This window comes from uncultured Ruminobacter sp. (genome assembly GCA_902764345.1).
GTDB lineage: Bacteria > Pseudomonadota > Gammaproteobacteria > Enterobacterales > Succinivibrionaceae > Ruminobacter.
The window spans coordinates 1-22,476 of the sequence record CACWVT010000004.1 but is presented as its reverse complement, the minus strand read 5'-3'; the positions used below and the strand labels follow the sequence as shown (position 1 = coordinate 22,476).

Annotated in this window: 19 protein-coding genes and 1 pseudogene; 15 read left to right on the top strand and 5 right to left on the bottom strand. The window is 46.3% G+C overall.

Annotated features, from left to right (window positions below):
- Positions 1 to 391: 391 nt before the first annotated feature.
- The 5 genes from QZU58_RS01515 to QZU58_RS01495 all read left to right on the top strand — a co-directional run bounded on the left by QZU58_RS01515 (position 392) and on the right by QZU58_RS01495 (position 6,826).
- On the top strand, positions 392 to 2,296 hold the full coding sequence (locus tag QZU58_RS01515; RefSeq protein WP_294494144.1) for an ATP-binding cassette domain-containing protein: 1,905 nt from the start codon (positions 392 to 394) through the stop codon (positions 2,294 to 2,296).
- A 59-nt stretch (positions 2,297 to 2,355) separates the two neighbouring features.
- Positions 2,356 to 4,137: a DUF3466 family protein gene (locus QZU58_RS01510; protein ID WP_294494142.1), complete on the top strand. Its 1,782-nt coding sequence runs from the start codon at positions 2,356 to 2,358 to the stop codon at positions 4,135 to 4,137.
- Between the two features lie 155 nt (positions 4,138 to 4,292).
- Positions 4,293 to 5,183, top strand: coding sequence for a PHP domain-containing protein (locus QZU58_RS01505; RefSeq protein ID WP_294494140.1), 891 nt, complete (start codon positions 4,293 to 4,295; stop codon positions 5,181 to 5,183).
- 5 nt (positions 5,184 to 5,188) lie between these two features.
- Positions 5,189 to 5,812, top strand: a complete 624-nt coding sequence (locus tag QZU58_RS01500; RefSeq protein WP_294494137.1) for an L-threonylcarbamoyladenylate synthase — start codon at positions 5,189 to 5,191, stop codon at positions 5,810 to 5,812.
- 195 nt (positions 5,813 to 6,007) lie between these two features.
- The gene (locus tag QZU58_RS01495; protein WP_294494132.1) at positions 6,008 to 6,826 is read left to right on the top strand and encodes an MBL fold metallo-hydrolase; all 819 of its coding nucleotides are present in this window, start codon (positions 6,008 to 6,010) and stop codon (positions 6,824 to 6,826) included.
- 25 nt (positions 6,827 to 6,851) lie between these two features.
- Here the strand turns inward: QZU58_RS01495 and QZU58_RS01490 are convergent, their stop codons facing one another.
- The gene (locus QZU58_RS01490; protein WP_294494129.1) at positions 6,852 to 7,166 is read right to left on the bottom strand and encodes a hypothetical protein; all 315 of its coding nucleotides are present in this window, start codon (positions 7,164 to 7,166) and stop codon (positions 6,852 to 6,854) included.
- A gap of 143 nt (positions 7,167 to 7,309) precedes the next feature.
- On the opposite strand from QZU58_RS01490, the gene QZU58_RS01485 reads away from it, so the two are divergent.
- Positions 7,310 to 7,618, top strand: a complete 309-nt coding sequence (locus QZU58_RS01485) for an AAA family ATPase (protein ID WP_294494126.1) — start codon at positions 7,310 to 7,312, stop codon at positions 7,616 to 7,618.
- A 68-nt stretch (positions 7,619 to 7,686) separates the two neighbouring features.
- Here the strand turns inward: QZU58_RS01485 and QZU58_RS01480 are convergent, their stop codons facing one another.
- A complete protein-coding gene (locus QZU58_RS01480) occupies positions 7,687 to 8,004 on the bottom strand; it encodes a thioredoxin family protein (RefSeq protein ID WP_294494123.1) in 318 nt (105 codons plus the stop codon).
- A 421-nt stretch (positions 8,005 to 8,425) separates the two neighbouring features.
- Between QZU58_RS01480 and QZU58_RS01475 the strand changes: the two genes are divergently transcribed.
- A complete protein-coding gene (locus QZU58_RS01475) occupies positions 8,426 to 8,800 on the top strand; it encodes a MarR family transcriptional regulator (RefSeq protein ID WP_294494120.1) in 375 nt (124 codons plus the stop codon).
- Positions 8,801 to 9,083: 283 nt separating this feature from the next.
- On the opposite strand, the gene QZU58_RS01470 is transcribed toward QZU58_RS01475, so the two are convergent.
- Positions 9,084 to 9,758 (bottom strand): HAD-IA family hydrolase, encoded by a 675-nt coding sequence (locus QZU58_RS01470; protein ID WP_294494118.1) that lies wholly within the window; start codon positions 9,756 to 9,758, stop codon positions 9,084 to 9,086.
- Between the two features lie 228 nt (positions 9,759 to 9,986).
- Here QZU58_RS01470 and apt point away from each other — a divergent pair, with 228 nt between their 5' ends.
- From apt to QZU58_RS01430, 8 genes are all read left to right on the top strand, one after another.
- Positions 9,987 to 10,529 (top strand): adenine phosphoribosyltransferase, encoded by a 543-nt coding sequence (gene apt / locus QZU58_RS01465; protein ID WP_294463033.1) that lies wholly within the window; start codon positions 9,987 to 9,989, stop codon positions 10,527 to 10,529.
- A 234-nt stretch (positions 10,530 to 10,763) separates the two neighbouring features.
- Positions 10,764 to 11,861: a DNA polymerase III subunit gamma/tau gene (dnaX, locus tag QZU58_RS01460; protein WP_363174806.1), complete on the top strand. Its 1,098-nt coding sequence runs from the start codon at positions 10,764 to 10,766 to the stop codon at positions 11,859 to 11,861.
- 158 nt (positions 11,862 to 12,019) lie between these two features.
- Entirely contained in the window at positions 12,020 to 13,381 is a 1,362-nt protein-coding gene (locus tag QZU58_RS01455; protein WP_294494115.1) for a hypothetical protein, read from the top strand.
- A gap of 149 nt (positions 13,382 to 13,530) precedes the next feature.
- On the top strand, positions 13,531 to 13,863 hold the full coding sequence (locus QZU58_RS01450; RefSeq protein ID WP_294462880.1) for a YbaB/EbfC family nucleoid-associated protein: 333 nt from the start codon (positions 13,531 to 13,533) through the stop codon (positions 13,861 to 13,863).
- 153 nt (positions 13,864 to 14,016) lie between these two features.
- A complete protein-coding gene (gene recR / locus QZU58_RS01445) occupies positions 14,017 to 14,616 on the top strand; it encodes a recombination mediator RecR (protein WP_294462878.1) in 600 nt (199 codons plus the stop codon).
- 243 nt (positions 14,617 to 14,859) lie between these two features.
- Positions 14,860 to 16,770: a molecular chaperone HtpG gene (gene htpG / locus QZU58_RS01440; protein WP_294494112.1), complete on the top strand. Its 1,911-nt coding sequence runs from the start codon at positions 14,860 to 14,862 to the stop codon at positions 16,768 to 16,770.
- A 278-nt stretch (positions 16,771 to 17,048) separates the two neighbouring features.
- Positions 17,049 to 17,693, top strand: a complete 645-nt coding sequence (adk, locus tag QZU58_RS01435) for an adenylate kinase (protein ID WP_294494109.1) — start codon at positions 17,049 to 17,051, stop codon at positions 17,691 to 17,693.
- Between the two features lie 214 nt (positions 17,694 to 17,907).
- On the top strand, positions 17,908 to 20,202 hold the full coding sequence (locus QZU58_RS01430; protein ID WP_294494105.1) for a clostripain-related cysteine peptidase: 2,295 nt from the start codon (positions 17,908 to 17,910) through the stop codon (positions 20,200 to 20,202).
- Positions 20,203 to 20,686: 484 nt separating this feature from the next.
- On the opposite strand, the pseudogene QZU58_RS01425 reads toward QZU58_RS01430, so the two are convergent.
- Positions 20,687 to 20,878: pseudogene (locus QZU58_RS01425) on the bottom strand (tyrosine-type recombinase/integrase); the annotation flags it as partial.
- Between the two features lie 88 nt (positions 20,879 to 20,966).
- Positions 20,967 to 22,476: IS3 family transposase (locus tag QZU58_RS01420; RefSeq protein WP_294494102.1), on the bottom strand; the 1,510-nt coding region annotated here is incomplete at its 5' end.

The window sequence follows — 22,476 nt, the reverse complement described above, 5'->3', positions numbered from 1 at the left end:
GATGTGGAAATTCCTGCGGAGCTTGCCGCCGTAGATTTTGGTTCTGCAGCCAACATGCGTACCAGAGTTGACTATCTGAAGGGTGATTCTTCAGGGGCTGATAATGGAGGAAGAACCCGCAAAGACGCTCGACGCGGCAGGACTTCAGGTCAGACGGCCGGTGAAGGAAGAACCGGTGAGCGTTCAGAATTTTCAGTGCGTGGCAGGAGAAGTGACGGCGAAGGATATCGCGGACACGGCTCATCCCGCAGAAGCGGTGAGTACGTAAGGGAACGGCGCATGCCTGAGGCTCCGGTTCTGACCGGAGATGAGGAACAGCCGGGGCGCGGTCCACGTCTTAAGAGACGCATAAAGAGTACGGTCGGCGGTGAGGGAGATAAGGAATAGGCAGATGGCTCTCGTAACTTTAGACAATATTTACCTTTCATACAGCGATGCACCTCTCTTTGATCACGCAAGTCTTGCCATAGAGGAAAAGGATCGCATTGCCATTGTGGGCAGAAACGGTGCCGGAAAATCCACTCTTCTTAAAATTATTGAAGGCCTGATAAAGCCTGACGACGGACGCTGCATCGTACAGCAGGGGGTAAGAATCGCCAGACTTGAGCAGGATCCTCCGGCACATCTTGATCTTCCAGTATACTGCTACGTGGCTGAGGGCATTCCGGGGATCGGAAGTCTTCTTTCGAGATACTACATTCTCATCAATGCCGCAGACGGTTCCGATACCAGTGCCGAGCTTGCTGAAATAAGCTGTGCCCTTGACAGGGATGAAGGCTGGCATTATGACACCGAAATCTACCGTCTGCTGAATCTTGTAGGTCTGGCTCCGGAAACGATGATGTCATCACTGAGCGGAGGCTGGTTGCGCAAGGTGGCTCTTGCAAGAGCACTTGTAAGCTCACCGGATCTGCTCCTTCTGGACGAACCTACCAACCACATAGACATCAAGTCAATAATCTGGCTGCAGGATTTTATCGCCTCATTCCGCGGAGCAGTGGTGTTCATTTCCCACGACCGAAGTTTCATAAATGAAGTGGCTTCACGCATAGCCGACGTGGACAGGGGTCGGATTTCCGTATTTGAAGGCAATTACGATGCCTACGTTCAGGCCAAGCAGGAGGCTCTGAGACTTGAGGAAATTGCCAATGCCGATTTCGATCGCAGGCTTTCAATTGAAGAGGCCTGGATAAGAAAGGGCATAAAGGCTCGTCTTACCCGTTCTGACAGCCGTGTCCGCAGACTCAAGGAAATGCGTCGTGAGCACAAGGAACGCAGGGCAAGACTTGGTAATGTCAGAATGCGCATCGACGACAAGGAAATGTCCGGAAAGATTGTTCTTGAAGCCGAGAATCTCTGCTTCAACAACGGCGAAAAGGATATTATCAGGGATTTCAGTACCATTGTTCTGAGAGGCGACAAGATTGGTGTGGTCGGGGCCAACGGTGTGGGCAAGACCACACTCATCAAGATGATTCTGGGACAACTGCAGCCAACGTCAGGCAGACTGAAACTAGGATCAAACCTGAAGATTGCCTATTTTGACCAGTACCGTGAACAGCTCGATCCTGAAAAGACCGTAATGGACAATCTTGCCCACGGCAAGTCAGAGGTGGACGTGGCCGGCAGAAAGCAGCACGTTCTCGGGTATCTGCAGGATTTTCTGTTTTCACCTCAGAGGTCCAGAACGCCGGTCAAGGCGCTGTCCGGCGGGGAAAAGAACCGTCTGCTTCTTGCCAGAATTTTCCTGCATCCGTGCAATATTCTGATTCTGGACGAGCCTACCAACGATCTGGACATTGACACGCTGGATCTCCTTGAGGAGCTTCTGGCGAACTATCAGGCCACCCTTATTGTGGTGAGCCATGACCGTTATTTCATCGATAACGTTGCCACCGATACCTGGTATTTTGACGGTTCCGGAAAAATTTTTGAAAATGTGGGCGGCTACACCGACCTTAAGGAAACTTTAGCCCGCATGGAACTGTCCAATGCCGGAGAACGGAAAACCGGAGGAGCTGAACCGGTAAAGAAGCAGGAACCGGCACAGCCTCCGAGAGAGCGTAAGAGAAAATTAAGCTTTAAGGAAGCACGAGAGCTTGAGCAGCTTCCGCAGGAGATTGAAAATACCGATGCCAGAATTCAGGAAATAGAAGGTATTTTTGTGGGAGCGGACTACGGAACAAGTTCTGAGGATTACAGAAAGGAAATTCAGCAGGAGTACAATTCCCTGACTGAAAAACTTGAACATCTGTATCAGCGCTGGGAAGAATTGGAAAAAATTAATAATGCATGACGACAGGATCCCGCTGCTGGCGGAATCCGAGGAAAAGAGCATTGGATGGATAAAGGATTATGATGAAAATTAAAAGACTGTTTTTTGTGATAGCGGGATGTCTTGCAGCAGGTTATGCTGCTGCGGATGCTCAGAATGAATCTGCTACGCCGATGTATTCAATCAAAGCCCTGGACATCCCGGCCACCTCATTTGGTTACGGCCCGTTTGCCGTGTCAATGGGCGAGGGGGAATCACCTGACGTGGTCGGACTTTATGAACAGTTTGATTTTTTCTCGTTTTTCAACCTTCCTCCGCATCAGGTGGATCTGGGGCAGAAGATGTATCGTCACTTCAGCTGTCGCGGAAACAGAATAAGCTCCAGTTACTGTGATGCCCTCTGGGACGGTGCCAACATGGCAAAAGCGTGGAGATACAGTCTTTATAACGGAACTCCGAATCTGAAGTCTTTCCTTAACCAGACCATCGCTGATGACACCGACGTTATCTATACCAGTCTGGGTAATGATGCATCGGAAGGAGTCGGCTACCGTTATGACTATGATTCATCACTTTCCTCCTATGCCAATCCGACCTCATACGGCATAGCCAAATTCAACAATAAAACCTTTATACTGAAGAGTCCCGTTATCGACAGGGAAGACGGTTACATTCTCGGCAGCTACGCATCAGCCCTTGGGTTCGTGAAGCTTGATGACGGCCGAATCCTTGTTGGCGGCTACAGCAACTTCCCGAGTGCGAAGGAGCAGTTCTTCTATAACTGTTATGCCGGCAATGATGACTCAGACGGCAGTTATCATTTCTGTCCTGGGCATAAGATGCAGGCGACCATTTGGGTCATAGATCCGGACAGGGATCCGGATGGGGCTGAGATTACCGGACAGCAGACCCAAAGCTACATAGACTATACCACCAACCCTACGGCAATGGTTTCCGCAGCAGTAACGTCATTCATCAAAAAAGGTGATGATTTGTATGCACTCGGTTATTCAGTTACCAATGACTGGGGCGGAGCGGTAAATCCTTCAAATACCGCCGTTTACTGGAAACTGGGGCTTGACGGCGATACTGTGAATTATGAAACCGTCAGTGAATATCCGGGAATGGCGCGTCCGGGCAACCAGGACAACTGGAATGAATACACATGGACTGTCGGGGCCAATGACAACGGCTATATTCTGGCCAACAGAAAGCTTGCAAAGGCAAAGAACAGTAACTACGCCATGAATCTTGCCTATACCAGACTGAATGATGACGGTAGCTTTGATACGGTAAGTTACCCTCTTTACAATGATCCTTTCGGCGGTGTGAATTCCGAAGGTGCTGCCATCAACGACAACAATTTTATTGTCGGATGGACTGACAGGCGTAACGATACTCGTGCGGTTGTCGGCGGCAGCTACAGGGATACCGAGGCGCTGTTCTACGATATCAATGCCGGTAAGTATCATTACATCAATGACTTTATCTGCCATAAGGATGAGGCCGGCAATACAGACTGTAAGGCAGAAGACGGTAAGTACTATCACATCCAATGGGCGGTGGACATAAATAATTCCAATGTAATCTATGCAACCGCATTCCAATATGACACCAAGAGCGATTGGGATAACAGTATTAATGCTACGGTTAAGTCCGTGCTCCTGAAGCCGTCCGAAGATGCATTCATTGTTGACGGGGATACCGGAGAACAGATCGTGAACGAGAGCAGAAAGGTTACCTATAATCGAGCAGTCGTAAAGAATTATTCAACAAAGCGCGGCGGCAGTCTCGGTATAGGAGGTCTTCTGATGCTTATTGCTGCCTCCTGTTTTACTCTGTCTGGACGCAGAAAGTTTTAGTGTCTGGATGCACCAGCGGTGAATCCGCACGTGCATTTCAAAATTCCGGCCGGATTCTTGGTATCAGACGTTCTGGTATCAGAGGTACATCCCGCCGGTTTTTCTGATTTATGAGCCGGTTGCGGATGTTTCCGTAACGATGGAAAATAATGGTAATGATGACTATCAATGAGGAACTGAGGCGGACATTTGAAATGCCCGGTATCAGGGTTGATCTGCATACGCACTCAAATGCGTCGGACGGAAAAATGAGTCCGGAGGAACTGGTGCGTCATGCCGCGGATTCAGGTGTCGTGCTGCTTGCTCTTACCGATCACGATACCTGTGCGGGCAATGCATGTGCGGCAGCTGCGGCAGCAACGGCAGGAATACATTTTGTTGCGGGTATTGAGGTTTCCACTCTCTGGCGCGGGCGTGAGATTCACGTCGTGGGGCTCTGTGTCGATGAAAAGCATCCCGCACTGAAGGAGCTTCTTGCCGAACAGCGCAGGTTAAGGGACGAGAGGGCGAGGGCCATAGGTGAAAAGCTTGAGGCCTGCGGATTCGTCAATGCCTATGAGGAAACCAGAAGAATGGCGGGAAATAATGCCTCAATTACAAGGGGAAACTATACCGACTATCTATTCAGCATAGGTGCTGCCGATACTCCGGGCAAGTGTTTTGCATCATATCTTGCAGAGGGACGGAAGGCCTACGTAAAACCGAAATGGTGCACCATGGATGATGCGGTAAGGTCTGTGCGTCTTTCGGGAGGCATTGCCGTTCTTGCCCATCCCCGCTGTTATGATCTAAATAATAAGTGGTTGAGGATGCTCATAACGGATTTCAGGGAAGCCGGCGGAGAAGCAATGGAGGTGTCAGGCAGCATGCAGTCTCCCGCAGATCGTGATTTTCTGCAGGTATTATCACGTGAATATGCGCTTTTTGCTTCATTCGGCTCAGATTTTCACAGAGAATGCAAATATATTAGCATAGGAGGCTGCCGGATTGATGCCGGAGCCGTTAATCCCGTATGGAATCATGAAAAATTCAGGTTGGAGGTTTGATCATCATGGCTGAGGTTATAGTAGTTCATCCGAAGAATCCGCAGGAAAGAAACATACAGCGCATTGCCGAACTCTTAAGAGACGGCGCCGTGGCGGTTTTGCCGACTGATTCCGGATATGCGCTCGGCTGCGTGCTGGAAAACAAGGATGCGCGCGAAAGAATAATCAGAATCAGAAATGTGGACAAAAACCATAATTTTACCCTGCTCTGTGCGGATCTGAGTGAACTCGCCACGTATTCAAAGGTTGACAATACCGCATTCAGACTCATAAGAAACAACACTCCCGGCCCTTACACCTTTATCCTCAAGGGAACAAAGGAGGTGCCGAAGAAGCTTATGAATGAAAAGCGCAAGACCATAGGTCTGAGGGTTCCGGAAAACAATATTATTTCCGAGCTGTTAAGATATATGGGGGAACCTCTCATGAGCGTATCCCTGATTCTTCCGGACAGCGAGAAGGCCGAGAACGATCCTTATGAAATAGATGACAAGATAGGAAAGCTGGTGGATGTTATCGTTGATGGCGGTTATCTGGCGGAGCAGCCTACAACCGTTATAAACCTTTCTGAGGACGGCAATGTTGAAGTAGTGAGAGTCGGGGCCGGAGACCCTTCTCCCTTTCTATGATTTCATTGAACTGAACGGTGGTACGCATCCTGATGCGGATCCCGGCCTGTTTTGTCACGCTTCACTGCATGAGCCGGAGACTTCCGTACACGTTTTTCACGATAATCAGGAGACGTCTGACGGTGAGCTTTCGGAACAGGATGCGGAGCCTGATGACGATTAATCAGTAAGTCCCGACCGGAACGGAATACGTGTATGAAAATAGTAACCCTTGTTGAAAATACGGCATCAGGCTGCACGCTCGGTGCCGAACACGGACTTTGTCTGTATGTCGAGACGCGAAAGCATCGCCTGCTGATGGATACCGGTGCTTCCGATCTGCTGTTGCGAAATGCCGCAGCCCTTAACGTGGATTTAACGAATGTGGATACCGTGGTTCTCAGTCACGGCCATAACGATCACGGAGGAGGGCTTCCGTTTTTTCTGGAAATCAATGGTCAGGCACGGGTTTATGTTCAGGAATCCGCTTTTGACTCATATTACTCAATTCATGAAAAGCCGGTATTCATAGGTCTTCCCGAGGGCGTTTTCGATCATCCTCAGATCGTCACGGTTAAAGACGGTCGGCAGATCGATGACGAACTGGAGATTTTTTCCGGAATCTGCGTTTCAGAGCCGGTGCCTTCGGCAAACCGCACACTTTGGGTAATGAAGAACGGCATGTTTATGCAGGACGACTTCCGGCATGAACAGTGTCTGGTAATTAACGAAGACGGACGTCGGGTACTTATGTCCGGATGTGCCCATCACGGTATTCTCAACATCATGTGTGAATACGTGAAAAGGTTTGGAACCGTTCCCGATGCGGTAATAAGCGGTTTCCATCTCAGAAAGAAAACGGCATACACGGATGCCGATCTGGCAGAAATCAGGAACATGGCCGAAAAGCTTTTAAACTACGGGACGGTGTTTTATACCTGTCACTGTACCGGAGATGAGCCGTTTGACGTAATGAAGTCGGTTATGGGGGACAGGCTTTTCCGCATCCGTTCGGGAGATATTCTGAACTTCTGATTTTACTGAGTCACGCAAGTCCGTATTATGGTAATGGTGGCTTGGTGCAGGTGATATTGTACTTATTTTTTAGCTTCGTGGTGAGCTTTTCAGCTTCTAGTTTTTTACGTGGTTTGACTTCGACTTCTATATCTGTACAAGTCACCCTAAAATCCTCACGTTTCACATTCCAATAGGTTGTGTCACGCTTAACTGCATCATTAAAGTATACAGCTGCTATACGCATCGAAAAACAGTGGTGTTTTATAGAGACTACAGTTGCGTCAGCCAATCTTTTTAGGAAAATAAAAAAATCATTTTGACATTTTCTTAAATATCCAAACAAGCGAAATAGAGCCATGTGGCATTTTCACTATTATCTTACTCAATTTAGTTTTAGTTAAAGTTTAACAGTATCTCACTGCGATTAGTTAATAGATGCGCCAGACTGTGCTTTATATGAAACATGTCCGCATGTGTCAGACTCAGAGGTGGAACAGAATTTTGAAGTCTATAAGTATTGGTTCAGAATTATTTCATGAATTGATTGAAAGCAACAGTTATTACGTTGATAAGTCAATGTTTTTAAAGACCGTTTTTGCTGAAAACACTTCAAAAGTAATGCTCATTACCGGACCGGGACTTTTCGGTAAGACACTCACCATGTCCACATTCTATGATTTTCTGGCTCTTGATCCGGAAAATCCCGGAGACATCTCCGGTCAGGAAAAATGGTTTATGGACACAAAAATCTTTGAGGATAAGGAATTCTGCCGTGAATACACGGGAAAAGCCTTGTTTTTCAATGCTTAAATCGCTTTTTAGACAAAAAAACTCCGGTTTCGCCGTTTTCGAAACCGGAGAAAATCAGACATTTATGTCTATCGGTTTTTCCCTAAAAAGTTCTCAAGCTGACTGAGACTCATTGCTCCAACATGTCTGTCAGCTTCCTTTCCGTCCTTGAGTATCACGAGGCACGGTACGCCGCTGATGTGAAACTCTTCCACGGCATCGGTGGCCTCGTCAATGTTATGCAGGCAGATTTTTAAATCCGGATTGGCCTGCCCGAGCTTCATGATGTTCGGCTTAAGCACCTTGCAGTGACCGCACCATTCGGCCCCGAAAACGAGAAGCTTGAATTCACTGTCTCCAAGAACTTCACTGCGGAAGTTCTCGTTGTTTATCATAACCATACTCATAATTTATCTCCTGTGGGACCTTGTTTTTATTCTTGTGTCCCGTATTGTTTATTTGTTTTGTGTCTTACGCCGTACGTTTTTCCACGGCAGAGAGGTTTAATAACCTCTTTCTATGCTTTCAGTATATCACAAAATTTAATTGAATCAAATTTAATTTAAAAAATTTAATTAAAAAAAGAAAATATTCGAATTTATCTGTAGAATATAAGTAAGACACCTAAAAAGCAGATGCGGTTTTTAACAGAACGCCGAAGGTGAAACCACGGTGCCGTGCTTTGAAGGATTCCCGTCCGGAAAAGTTAAGAAAACATCCTGACCCATATACACAATTGATGAACAGAGTGGAACAGACATGATATTAGATGACTCATTCAAACTTAAAAGCCAGGTTTGCTTTCCTTTATATGCCTGTGCAAGGAGAGTGGCAAACAACTACGCTCCTTATCTCGAGCCGCTGGGACTTACGTACACTCAGTATATAACAATGCTCATTTTATGGGAGGAGGAAGAGATAACCATTAAAGATCTTTGCCTTAAGCTGTATCTTGACTCCGGCACCATTACCCCGGTAATCAAAAAGCTTATCAATGACGGCTATATCATCAAGCACAGAAGCGTAAGTGACGAGAGGTTGGTTGTTGTCAGTCTTACAGATGAGGGCAGAAAGCTTTACGACAAGGTTAAGGATGTTCCGAAGCAGGTATGCGGGGCTCTCAACGAAAAGGGATATGAGATTTCTGATGAGAAGCTTTCGGTTCTGCGAGATCTGCTGTATGAGATTCTGAAATTCTGCTGACAGACCCGGAATGAAATGTTACATCGTTGCTGTAACAATTTGTAACATTTTGTATCACTTTTAAAACACAATTTCAAATGTCTCTGACTAAAATTAAAAGTGGGTGGAGACGAAAGGATTCACCTTGACTTTGTGAAAAGTGATTGATTTATCCTTAAACTTTTATTTTTATTAAGCATTTTTTTTGCGGGCGCATTATCGAACTGTCCACTGTTCGTGATGCGCCTTTATTTTATCAGTGCGAATCATGCCGTATCTTGTTTCCTGATCGAGGTTAACGCAATCAGATTTCTACTCCTATGATCTGAGCCAGTTTTCTGAAATCCTCGGCAACATAGTCGGCTCCGAAGGCCTGTGGATTGCTCTTGTCCTTTATGTACCCCCATAGCGCAAGTGCTGTTTCCATTCCCGCATTGTGACCTGCTTCAATGTCCCTTATATGGTCTCCGACGTAGAGACATTTTTCAGGGGTTACGTTCAGTTTTCTGCAGGCGTAAAAAAGCGGTTCAGGATTCGGTTTGGAAACCGGCAGGGTGTCGCATCCGACAATCACGCCGATGTCAGCAAGCTCGGGAAACTTGCCGAGAACCCTGCATGCAAGATGATCCGGTTTGCTTGTAACCACCGCATATGGAATGCCATGTCGTTTAAGTGCCATGATGAGCTCAGCCGTTCCGTTGAAATAGCAGGTTCTGTCGGCTATGTGTTCGTGGTAATAGGGCAGAAACTGCAGTCTCATTGCCTCAAAATCGTATTTATGATGCTCGCTTTCAGGTATTCCGGATTTGAGAAGTGCCCTCATTCCGTCTGAGGCGTGGGTACGTGCGGTTTCGTCGGATATCGGAGGAAAACCGTACAGGGACAGAACGTGGCTTGTGGCCATGCCGAGGTCAAGAGCCGTATCGAGCAGGGTGCCGTCAAGATCAAACAGAACGGCTTCATATTTTGAATTATTCATACTGAGTGCTAACTGCTGGCAAAATGAACGTTAAACTGAAAACTCCCGCCGACACTGCGGCAGGAAGTTTTTACGGGGCTCATTATAGCACGTGAGGAAGATAACCGTGCGCAGCTTCAGCCGAGAGGAAATTTCTCTTTGACATTTTTGCTCCTCCTAATAGAATAGAATTTATGTATGCTGAAGTTTTCATGATTTTGGCAGTGGTGTCACCGAGGAACTCTAAAAATGGACGAAATTGAATATCTGAAATCCTGCGTCAAATCTATTAATGATTTTCCAAAAAAGGGCATTGTATTCAGGGATATTACTTCCGTATGTGAAAATCCCGACGCCTTTTCCCGTCTCTGCAGAGCAATGGCAGATATGTACAGGGATGCCGGCATAACCAAGGTTGTGGGCAGTGAGTCCAGAGGTTTTGTGTTCGGTGCTCCTGTCGCCGTTCTTCTCGGTTGCGGCTTTGTCATGGCAAGAAAGCCGGGAAAACTTCCGAGAGACGTATACAGTGAGGATTATGAACTGGAGTACGGTACCAATACCCTGGAAATCCACAAGGATGCAATCAGCAGCAGTGACCGTGTTCTGATCGTCGATGATCTTATTGCCACAGGCGGTACCGTGGGTGCTCAGATTAAGCTTATCAGACGTTTTAATGCTGAGATCGCCGGTGCTGTTTTTGCCATTTCACTTCCTGATCTCGGCGGTACGGCCTTGCTTAAGGAAAAGTATGGCGTTGACAGCCGTGCCGTAATGGAATTTCCGGGGCACTGATTGAGTCCCGGCGGAGACAAATTGAAATCCGTATATAAAACAGCCGGCTATTGCAGCTTACTGTGACGGATCGCCTCATGTTTGACCTTCCGCCCATTTATATTTTGATTTTTTACGTGTTAGTGATAAGCTATATACCGCACTGATAACAGCATGGAAAAAGCATGTTCACCATGCCGGCATAAGAATTTCATGTTACCGTTTATCACGGTAGTTTCATTTTGAGAAAGGCAGATGGCAGATTATACCGTTTTGGCAAGAAAATACCGACCTCAGTCATTTGAGGACATGGTCGGGCAGAAGCATGTTCTGGCGGCGCTGATAAACGCCCTGGATACAGGCAGGCTTCATCATGCCTATCTTCTTACCGGAACCAGAGGCGTGGGTAAGACCACAATCGCCAGAATTCTGGCAAAATGCTTTAACTGTGAAAAGGGCGTAACCGCACATCCATGCGGTGAATGTGAAAGTTGCCGGGCAATTGCCAACGGTAACTATCCTGATCTCATTGAAATCGATGCTGCCTCCAGAACCAAGGTTGAAGATACCAGGGAAATTCTGGAAAACGTTCAGTATAAGCCTATTGCCGGCCGTTACAAGGTTTATCTCATCGACGAAGTTCATATGCTGTCAACCAGCTCCTTCAACGCACTGCTGAAGACGCTGGAGGAACCGCCTGAATACGTTAAATTCATTCTTGCTACCACGGATCCTCAGAAGCTTCCTGTTACCGTTGTGTCCCGCTGCCTGCAGTTTCAGCTGAAGGCCCTGTCAATAGATGACATCAGGGGACAACTGAAGTTTGTTCTTGATTCCGAAAAAATTCAGTACGAGGAAGACGGTCTTGTGGAGCTTGCCAGAGCTGCACGCGGTTCCATGCGTGATGCCCTCAGTCTTACCGACCAGGCCATAGCACTTGGCGGCGGACAGGTAACCCTTAACGGGGTTTATGATATGGTGGGTACTCTTGATTCCTCATATCTTATCGAGATTATCAAGGTTATAGCCACAAACGATGGAGCCTCACTGTCCAAGGTTCTCAATACTGTTGCTTCCGTTACTCCTGATTTTGATACTCTGCATCTGAGCCTTGCCAGGGTATTCCATGACATTGCGCTTTATCAGGTTGCAGGAAGCAGTGCCGACATTTATTCTCTCCGCAGCGACATCATTGCCGATCTTGCCGGATTGTTCAGCCCTGAAGAAATCCAGCTTTACTACCAGATTGTTCTTGAAGGCAGAAGGGAGCTTCCTTTCGCGCCGGACGGACTTGCGGCTTTTGAGATGACGATGCTGCGTCTTCTTGCGTTTAATTTAAAAAAAAAACGTTAGGTAGTTTCAGAAAGGTCGTATTTCCGGACCTTGCCCTCGATAAAATTAACGATCCGCTGGTAACTTTTGATCATCTGAACAGGCAGCGTGACGCCATCAGAATTGAAAATGAGTCAAACGAGAAGCAGAAGGAGCGTCAGTCATCTCCTGTTTCGGCCATGCGCAGTGACGTTGCCCGCGGTTATGCGGATCTTTTTGACTATATTTCCGTTCTGCAGAATGAGATTGACCGTCAGGACAAGGAAATTGAAAATCAGTACTACAAGCTGACTGCAAACGAGCAGAAGCAGCTTAACCGTAAACGCGAGGAAGAGTACAGACAGCGTGAATCGGCTCTTGCAGGCCGAATTCAGAACGTGACCGCCTCCGTCAGTCCGACACAGATCCCGGGAAATACTCTGGCCGGTGCCATTCATGCGGAAACAGAGGCCGCAGTCAGCAGCCGTTATGCCGGCCGTTTAGATAACGGCAGTGAGTCAATGGCTCCTTCATCGGTTCAGCATCAGAAGCTTACTGCTGCCGTGGCCGCCTCCGTCGGACCTCAGCGTCCGGTTATGAGGGTCGCAGGACGGGATTCCGTTCAGGTGGCATCATACGTTCCCGATAATTCAAGACCGGTGCCTGACAGCGGGTGGCAGCGTGCAAACAGAAATCAGCCGGCTCAGGATATGCGTGGAGGAACGGAAAACTCATGGCAGAGCCGTACCTTAACAGGAACCGAATCTCCAGTTGGGGAACAGCCTGGCCGCAGAGTTATGCCGCCTCAGGTTCAGGGCAGACCGGATTTTGCTCCGGCAGTTCCTGGCCGTAATCAGTCATCTGTACCTAACGGTTACGCCATCCCCGGAAGTGCTTTTATTCCTCCTGAAATTCAGGGCGGTGATTCAGCCGGTGAACAGCAGTTTGATGACGTGCCGATGCCGGAATTCGAGGATTTCGCTTCTGACAGTGATGATGAATCCGATAAGGTAAACAGCGTGGTGTACACGCAGATGGATCTCAGTTCGTCAGTACAGAGTCACACCGGCGGCGAGCAGCAGAACGTAAATCATCACCGCAGAATGATTAATGGGCGTGAGATCGTAATGCCTATGGACCTTTTGGATAAGGTACAGGATTCGTACACGAGGGATCTGGTTAATGCGGGGGTTTCCATGGAAAACATGGTCATTCTCAACAATGGTGTACGCGAGTTCGGCAGCAGTGAGAACGAATGGATTATCAGACTGCCTAAGGCCATGGACGGTATTTTGGACAGAAGGGCACCTGCGGAAATCAGTGCCGAAATCAGCAGCGGTCTCGGCAGGGACATTACCGTAAGATTTGATTTCGTGGATGCTGACGTGATTGACGGATGTCCGGACGAACTCGATAAGATGTGCTACGAGAAGACGCTGGATGAGGAATATCAGAATATCACCGGTAATCCTGATTTCAGAAAATTCGGTGATATGCTGGGGCTTGATCTGGAGCATGCAAAAATTGAGCTGGTTCAGCCTAAAACAAAAGGTCTGTCTTAATTTTCGGATGCTTTGTCCATCATGGTTTGACAGATTGTAAAAATCTTGCATAATAAAGGCATGACACGGTTACGGATTTTTGAACCGAAGGGGCTGGTATGTCCCGGCCGTAACTCTTATGAAATAATATAACTAAAAAGGAATTTGATATGTTCAATGGTATGGGTGGTTTGGGCAACATGATGAAGCAGGCCCAGATGATGCAGGAACGCATGAAGAAGGCTCAGGATGAAATCGAAGCTCATGAAGTTGAAGGCGTTGCCGGCGGCGGACTTGTCAAGGTTCGCATGAACGGTGCTCACCAGGTACTCAAAGTTGAAATTGCGGAAGCCGCATATGGTGATGACCGTGAAATGTGCGAAGATCTGATTGTTGCCGCTACCAATGACGCCGTACGTCAGATCAGTGAATATTCAACCGAACGCATGAGCAAGGTTACCAACGGCGTACCTTTACCACCGGGATTCAAGTTCCCGTTCTGATGCGCCTGAGGAATCAGATAACGAAACGTCCCTTTACGTCATTTAAGTGAAGGGGCGTTTTTTAACACCACTGCAGTGTTCCGATTATTTAGTCCACTGCAGATACGAGAAATTAACCTGATACGGTTTTTACGGCAGCGGAGCCGATGAGTCATGAAATTCAGTCCACTGGTTGAAAAATTAATTAATGATTTGCAGATTATGCCGGGCATAGGTCCGAAGAGTGCCCAGAGAATAGCCTTTTATCTGCTTGACCATAACAGGGAAGGCGCCATGCGTCTCGGAGACACGCTGAATGAGACGATGAAAAACGTGAGCTGCTGTCCTGTCTGCCGTTCATACAGTGACGGTAACGTATGTGAAATCTGCAGTGACGTAAAACGTCAGCAGAGCGGCATTATCTGTGTTGTTGAAAGTCCGGCCGATGTTCTGGCTATCGAACAGACGGGAGAGTACAACGGTACCTATTTCGTGCTTCACGGACATCTTTCACCGATTGACGGCATTGGACCTGCCGAGCTCGGTCTCGATGAACTGGCCACACTGCTGGACGGAGGAAACTACAGGGAAATAATTCTTGCCACGAATCCGACCGTGGAGGGCGATACCACCGCACATTACATCGCCCATATGGCGGCCCGCAGAAACGTTGTTGCCACAAGAATAGCCCGCGGCATTCCCGTCGGCGGGGAACTGGAATCCATCGACGGTTCAACAATCATGAGATCCCTTGCCGGGAGAAGCCCGCTCTAACCTCCTTTATTTTTCTGACGGAGATTTCCATGCTTACGGAGATTTCCGTTGTGAATTCACTCGGATACCGGTAATCCGATATTTTTTTTCCCGTTTTGACTTTAAATCCTTGAAATCCTGTTTTTTACCCCCATATTGAATCTAGACATACGGAAAACCGTATCGCATTTTTAGAAACGGGCGGTTTTCAATTTAGTTTTTTTAGTTTTAATAATCCATTTGAAATAAATAACAGAGGGTATTATGAGCGAAGTTGAAAAGCATGGTTTTCAGACAGAAGTTAAACAGCTTTTAGGTCTGCTGGCTAACAGTTTGTATTCCAACAAGGAAGTATTTTTAAGAGAACTTATTTCCAATGCGTCAGACGCTATCGATAAACTGCGTTTTATTTCTCTCGAAAAGCCTGAAGTTTTAGGCGATGATCCTGAATTCCGCATTCGTGTTTCAGCCGACAAGGATAAGAAGACACTCACCATTTCCGATAACGGTCTCGGTATGACCAGACAGGAAGCCATTGATCACCTCGGTACCATTGCCAAGTCAGGTACCGCTGAATTCTTCAAGAATCTTACGGGTGACAAGTCAAAGGACTCACAGCTTATCGGTCAGTTCGGTGTAGGTTTCTATTCAGCTTTCGTTGTTGCTGACAAGGTTACCGTTATCAGCCGTTCATACAAGTCAAATGCCGACGAGGCAGTATGCTGGGTTTCTGACGGCAGCGGTGAGTTTGAAGTAAGTCAGACCACCAAGGCAGACCGCGGTACCGAAATCATTTTAAGTCTCCGTGACGATGAATCAGAATTCCTCGAAGACTGGACTCTCCGTTCAAATATCAGCAAGTATTCAGACCATATCAGCGTACCTGTTCAGATGCTTGAAACCGTAAAGCCTGAGAGCGATGACAAGGACGACAAGAAGGAAGAAGCAGAATATACCGAGTGGAAGCAGGTTAACGATGCCAAGGCCCTTTGGACCAAGAATCCTAAGGACGTGACTGACGACGAATACAAGGAATTCTACAAGCACGTATCTCATGACTACCAGGATCCTCTTACCTGGACCCACAACCGTGTGGAAGGCAGTCAGGAATACATCAGCCTTATGTACATTCCGCAGCGTGCTCCTTTCGATATGTTCAACAGAGAACAGAAGCATGGCTTAAAGCTTTATGTACAGAGAGTATTCATCATGGATGACGCTGATCAGTTCATGCCTGGATACTTACGTTTTGTAAAGGGTGTTCTGGATTCAAACGATCTTCCTCTTAACGTATCCCGTGAAATTCTTCAGAGTAACAAGATCAGTGCTCAGCTGAAGAAGGCATGCACCAAGAAGGCATTACAGATGATTGCCAAGCTTGCCAAGGATGATGACAAGACCAAGTACGAGACTTTCTGGACCCAGTTCGGTTCAGTACTCAAGGAAGGTCTTGTTGAAGACTGGGAAAACCGTGATGAAATCTTCGGTCTGCTCAGATTCGCATCAACCGCCAACAGCGGCAGTGAACAGAACGTTTCACTCGATGACTATATTTCACGCATGCCTGAAAAGCAGAAGAATATCTACTTCATTACCGCTGAATCATATCAGGCTGCTGCTGCAAGTCCTTACCTCGAAACCCTTAAGAAGAAGGGCGTTGAAGTTCTTCTCATGTGGGAACGTGTTGACGAATGGGTAATGAACCAGGTTACCGAATACAAGGATAAGAAGTTCATCAACGTATGTTCAGCTGACCTTGATCTCGGCGAACTCGAAGATAAGGCTGAAAAGGAAGAACAGGAAGCCAAGGCTACCGAAAACAAGGATCTCCTTGAAAGAATCAAGAATGCTCTCGGTGAAAACGTCAGCGAGGTTAAGGTTTCCGGCCGTCTGGTTGATACTCCAAGCTGCGTAATCAGCGAAGGCAACGCAATGCTTACCGCACAGATGCGCAGACTTCTTGAAGCTTCAGGTCAGAAGCTTCCTGAGGAAAAGTTTGTTCTTGAAATCAACCCAGACCATGCAATCATCAAGAAGATGAGCGCCGAAACCGACGAAGCGAAGTTTAAAAATTGGGCTGAACTGGTTCTGGATCAGGCTCTGCTTGCGGATCAGCGCGGTCTTAAGGATCCTGTTGCCTACGTTAAGCTTGTAAACTCATTACTCCTTGCGTAGTTGCGGGATGACGGCTGAGCGGGGGCTGTGCCCGCAGCCGTGCAGAAATGGAAGCCGTACGGTTATGCCTGAGCCGTGCGGCTTAATTTTGGTAAATGGAAAACATTCCTTTTACGGCGTGAAAAACTGTTCTTCCGCGGTGGCTGACATTCTTCCCAAAAAGGTTTTTAATCCGTCTGTCAGCTTGTATGGTTTGTTCTATTTGCTTATAATGTGAATGGTTTTTTGTGGCGATTCCGTATCGCTGTTTTTTTTATTATTGATTAAAGGTATTACTCATGCGTATTATTCTTTTAGGTGCTCCTGGTGCAGGAAAGGGAACTCAGGCTCAGTTTTTAATGCAGAAGTTCGGTATCCCTCAGATTTCTACCGGTGACATGCTCCGTTCAGCAATCAAGGCAGGTACTCCGTTAGGTCTTAAGGCTAAGGAAGTTATGGATAAGGGCCAGCTCGTATCTGATGACATCATCATCGGTCTTGTTAAGGATCGCGTTGCCCAGGCTGACTGTGCCAACGGCTTCCTCCTTGACGGTTTCCCACGTACCATTCCTCAGGCTGAAGCTCTTGACGCCAACAGCATCAGCATTGATGCCGTTGTTGAAATCTGCGTACCTGATGAAGAAATCGTTAAGCGCATGAGCGGTCGTCGCGTTCACCTTGCTTCAGGCCGTACTTATCACGTTGTATTCAATCCTCCAAAGGTTGAAGGCAAGGATGACGTTACCGGTGAAGATCTCGTAATCCGCAAGGACGACGAAGAAGCTACCGTACGCAGCCGTCTGAACGTATATCACTCACAGACCGAACCTTTAGTTGCATTCTATTCTGCAAAGGCTGAAAAGAACGAATGCAAGTTCATCAAGGTTGACGGTACCAAGAAGGTTAGCGAAGTGAGCGCTGAACTTGATAAGCTCCTCGCCTAATCAGTAACCTTTTTTGAATGCATGAACCCGGGGCATCAGAGTTGTTCCGGGTTTTTTTGTGTCCGAACGGGGTTTTGCTTTAAAAAAGGTTCTTCTGCATACGTATTTTTAAGAGAGTTGCATTCAGTTCAGGTTTTAAGCTTTGGTTTTGTCTATAATGGGCGCTGTAATTACTGTATGTGATTTATAGCGGGACTTAATATTTGGTAGCATTATGATTCATGTTTATTTTAAGAAGCTGCTTCTGATTCTGGCCCTATTCATGATTTCCGGAATGTATCCGGTTATCTGTCAGGCCGCAGGAAAGCAGAAAAGTGACTGGCTTGTGTATATTTATCTGGTAGGCAGTGATCTTGAGTCTGACGGCGGAGCGGCCTCAGGTGACCTGAATGAGATCATTGAAGCCAAGCCGGGCAAAAATGTCAGGGTTCTTGTGGAAACCGGAGGTGCCAGAAAGTGGCACGGCAAAATATCCTGCAGTGAACTTGGAAGATACACCGTTGAGAACGGAAAGCTTGTCAAGCTGGACGCAGTTAAGAACAGGCCGATGGGTGATGCTGAAACGCTGACGGATTTTATAAAGTGGGGTGATTCCCGCTATGATGCCGAACACAGGATGCTGATTCTCTGGAATCACGGCGGCGGTCCAGCCGGCGGTGTCGGTTATGATGAGCTGTATCAGAACTCCTTCCTTAAAATGGATGAGGTACATGTGGCCATGAGCAATGCTTTTGGTGACAGGGCATTTAAGTATTTTGACATCATTGGTTTTGATGCCTGTCTGATGGCGAATTTCAACGTGGCTTCCCTTCTCAGTCCTTTTGCCGATTACATGATTGCTTCTGAAGAACTGGAACACGGTGCCGGATGGAGCTATGACGTATGGCTTGCCGAACTGGTAAAAAAACCGAAGATGACTCCGCTTGAGGTAAGCAAAGCCGTGGTCGACAGTTATGCGGATTTTATGAGCAGTCAGGATATTGAAACCACTACGCTGTCGGTAATTGATTTGAACCGGTTCCCGAAGCTTGCCGTTTCCGTGATGGATTTTTCCGAAGCTGTCGGCAGCAGGGTTTTAAGCAACAGACAGCAGTTAAACTATGTTGAACGCATGGCTCAGAGAGACGTACAGTCCTACGGTTTCACCAAAAAGGCTCCGAACTGTCCTGAAAGTCTCGATATGGGGCAGTTTGTCCAAGGGCTCAGCAGATATGATTCCAAGAAGGCGGACGAGGTTCTCAGGAACCTTGACAGTACCGTGGTTTACAAGAGAAACGGCAGGTACAGAAAGGGCTCAGGCCTTGCCATGTATTATCCCGTAAGCAAGGACGTGGACAAATACGCCTTCTTCCTTGAGCACAACGTTAATACCGGCTTTGCAAAGATATTCGGTGACATTCTTAATGTTCTTGATGATGACGTTGTCAGATATCTGGATGCATACAGAGAGAACGGTAAGGAGTATTTTTCCATGCTTGCCGGTCTTGAGCAGTCATCATCCGGTATCGGATCCGGAACCGCAGCTTCTTCTGAAGATGAGGATGAAGAAGGTTATGATGAAGAGGATGAGGATTATGGCAATGACGAGGAAGATGACGAGGATGAAGCTGACGAAAACGGCGGCGGTATTCTCGGAGGTCTTCTTAATGTCGTGAATGCAACCGGCGGATCATCCACGGCAACTTCCGATGCGGCTTCAGCCGTGGCTTCTGGTCTCACAGGCGGGTTCAGCAATGCCCTGGAATTGTCAGCAGGTAACAGAAAGCTTACTCCGGAGTTCAAGAGCATAGAGAATATCATGCCGAAATTCAACAGTCAGGGACACAGTTATGTGCAGCTGACAGCTGAACAGCTTGCCGAAGTGAGCCGTGTGGATATCGCCCACATGATGATTATTCTCCCTTCTGATGATAATCCTGACGGAGCCGTTGTGGTACTCGGTTTTGATGAAACTCTTGAAGCCGACTGGAAAAAGGGAATATTCACGGATAACGTTGATAATACCTGGATCTGTCTTGACGGCAATCCGCTTTCAGTCAACGTCGTCAACTCAACCGATGACTATATCTTCTATGAAAGTCCGATTAAGCTTAACGGTACTGAATATATGATGGAAATAATTTATGACCGAAAGGATAGGGAATACAGAATTATCGGTATGCAGACATATAACGATGAAGGTCTGCCGATTCGCAGTAACGTACGCCTTACACCGGGTGACAGGATTATTCCTTTATTCAGCGTGTCACCTCTTCAGGGAGAGGCTGATGATGACAATATGATTGAAATGGATGAAATCGTATATAAGAAAGATTCAAAGGTCATCAGGGAATCAATGGGCGAGAACAGTGTGGCATTCAGCTATACGTTCTACAATGCATCCGGCGATGATGTTTCATCAGACATGGTTCACATGGAATCTGATGATGAAGATAATATCAGACTGAAGCTTTTTGATACCTTCCTTGAGGAAAATGCGGAAACCATCATGAAGTACATTAAGGACTAATGGTGGCGGGGAGCAGCTTTCCCTTCTGCAGTCTCCCGTTCCCGTGATTTATGGGAACGGGAGATTTTTTTGGTTTTATGCTGGCAGTTGTGGATTTTGATGCTTGTTTGTCAGATGACGATATGGATTCTTCTATAAAAGTTGTATAACACTGTGTGTAGTGATATCGTGCAGTATTTAAACACCAAACAAACACCAAAAACCTTTCGGAAGTGCCGTAAAACGCGGTTTATCGGCATTCCTGCGGTATATAAGTTCTCCTTCTCGAGCGTATCTGATGGTCATTCATATCGTTGCATATCGTTGAAAAATGCCCGTTTCATGCGGTATCGTGGTGAGTGAATTTGTATATCGTTGAGGATCATATTGCTTCGTTTAGCCCCTTTAAACACCAAGTAAACACCTAGTAAACACCAAATGTCCTTTCATTCTGTGTCTGAATTTTTACCTCGGTGTTTTCTGTGTCTGAAGGGGCAAAAATGTATCAGGATAATTTCCTGTCGTCAGATAGTGCTCTGCTGATGGCATCGGATGTCTGTGCCAGAGTTTCACTGAAAATGTGTGCGTAGATGTTTTCCGTGGTTCTGGTATCACAGTGGCCGAGATGCTCTGAAATAACCTTTACCGGTACTCCCATATTGATGAGCAAAGATGCATTGGCATAGCGGATATCGTGAAGATGGACATCCGGAAAATAGTATGAACCCCGTTATCAATCAAGTGATTGGAGTGCTCCCCATAAGTTGAACAAATAAAACTTATGCTTATTCTAAGGCTGAATTTCTTACTTCACAAGGAGTTCGGCCTTTTAATTTTTTCTGTATTCTATCATTGTTGTAATAATGGATATATTTCTCCATCGCATCTTTAAGTTCGTCTAGAGTGTTAAACTCATATTCATGTCCATAAAACATCTCGTTTTTCATTTTTCCAAAGAAATTTTCCATAATGCTATTGTCATAGCAGTTACCCTTGCGAGACATCGACTGAATGATACCTCTTTCTCTGAGCATGGAATGATACTCGAACATTTGGTACTGCCATCCTTGGTCAGAATGAAAGATAAGCCCTTCAAGTTTTTGATGTTTTTGAAACGCTTTTTTCAACATATCCGTTGTTTGAATGAAATTCGGTGATTTTGAAATATTGAAAGATACGATTTCTGCATTGTGCATATCCAAAATCGGGGACAGATAAAGCTTTCCCGCTGCGATGTGAAATTCAGATACATCGGTGGTCCATTTCTGATTTACGTCTGTAGTAGCAAAATTCCTTGTGTAATATGTTTTATGTTTTTCTGTGTCGATAACCTTGTTAAGAAGCAGATTTTTAACGGTACCATTGAAATCGCCTTTGTATGACTTATACTTTGCTCTGGGAGTAATACCCCTAAGCTCATATTTTTGCATCAAGCGTTGAACCTTCTTATGATTTACATTGTAACCTCGACGAACCAATTCTAGGCTGATACGACGATAGCCGTAGCGCTTCTTATGTTCAGCATATATTGATTTGATCTTTTCTATAAGCTCTTGATTCTTTTCGTCTTTGTCGATTTTATTTATCGTATAGTAGTAATCAGAACGAGTCATATGCGGGATATCAGGTATACCGTTGATGGTTGCTAATATAAAACGTAAAGAGCATTTCAATTCTTGCCTTAACTCAGTGATATCCTGTGCTACCTCTTCTGCTCTCGCTTTTCCCTTTCCGAAATTAAGGCATCTAATTTTTTTAAGTATTCGTTCTCTATCAAAAGTTTCATATTCTGCTTCTGAAGCTCCTGTATCCGCTTCAGTAATTCTGCTTCTGATTCTGTCTTCGGCTGATTCTTTTTGGCCATAACGTCCTCGCTTTTTTTCGATGACATTATAACCGTTTTCTATGTAAGACTTAATCCATAATGACAATGTACCTTTGCTCGGAATCGCCAGAGACAACGAAACTTGTTTTATACTTTCATGTTGTATCAAAACTCTCCGGATTGCTTCTTCCTTAAATTCTGCTGAATACTCCCTATTTTTCTTTTTCTGAACTACAGATATTCCATGAATATCAATTAGCTTTACTATGTAGGTCACTGAGGTTCTGTCGCATTTAAATAGTGTTGCAAGTCTTATTAAACTGTAATGATCTTCTTTCCAAAGTCGATACATCTCGACTTTATCTTCGTACGTAAGACAATATGAAACGACCTCCACGAATGAATGTAAAAACGTGGATTTACCGTGTAAACTGTAGATGTCTATAAACAGATACGGATTTACCGCAAAC

Coding starts and splice junctions, on each gene's coding strand:
- QZU58_RS01515 (WP_294494144.1), top strand. CDS start 392: ATGGCTCTCGTAACTTTAGACAATATTTACCTTTCATACAGCGATGCA.
- QZU58_RS01510 (WP_294494142.1), top strand. CDS start 2,356: ATGATGAAAATTAAAAGACTGTTTTTTGTGATAGCGGGATGTCTTGCA.
- QZU58_RS01505 (WP_294494140.1), top strand. CDS start 4,293: ATGATGACTATCAATGAGGAACTGAGGCGGACATTTGAAATGCCCGGT.
- QZU58_RS01500 (WP_294494137.1), top strand. CDS start 5,189: ATGGCTGAGGTTATAGTAGTTCATCCGAAGAATCCGCAGGAAAGAAAC.
- QZU58_RS01495 (WP_294494132.1), top strand. CDS start 6,008: ATGAAAATAGTAACCCTTGTTGAAAATACGGCATCAGGCTGCACGCTC.
- QZU58_RS01490 (WP_294494129.1), bottom strand. CDS start 7,166: ATGGCTCTATTTCGCTTGTTTGGATATTTAAGAAAATGTCAAAATGAT.
- QZU58_RS01480 (WP_294494123.1), bottom strand. CDS start 8,004: ATGAGTATGGTTATGATAAACAACGAGAACTTCCGCAGTGAAGTTCTT.
- QZU58_RS01470 (WP_294494118.1), bottom strand. CDS start 9,758: ATGAATAATTCAAAATATGAAGCCGTTCTGTTTGATCTTGACGGCACC.
- apt (WP_294463033.1), top strand. CDS start 9,987: ATGGACGAAATTGAATATCTGAAATCCTGCGTCAAATCTATTAATGAT.
- dnaX (WP_363174806.1), top strand. CDS start 10,764: ATGGCAGATTATACCGTTTTGGCAAGAAAATACCGACCTCAGTCATTT.
- QZU58_RS01455 (WP_294494115.1), top strand. CDS start 12,020: ATGCGCAGTGACGTTGCCCGCGGTTATGCGGATCTTTTTGACTATATT.
- QZU58_RS01450 (WP_294462880.1), top strand. CDS start 13,531: ATGTTCAATGGTATGGGTGGTTTGGGCAACATGATGAAGCAGGCCCAG.
- recR (WP_294462878.1), top strand. CDS start 14,017: ATGAAATTCAGTCCACTGGTTGAAAAATTAATTAATGATTTGCAGATT.
- htpG (WP_294494112.1), top strand. CDS start 14,860: ATGAGCGAAGTTGAAAAGCATGGTTTTCAGACAGAAGTTAAACAGCTT.
- adk (WP_294494109.1), top strand. CDS start 17,049: ATGCGTATTATTCTTTTAGGTGCTCCTGGTGCAGGAAAGGGAACTCAG.
- QZU58_RS01430 (WP_294494105.1), top strand. CDS start 17,908: ATGATTCATGTTTATTTTAAGAAGCTGCTTCTGATTCTGGCCCTATTC.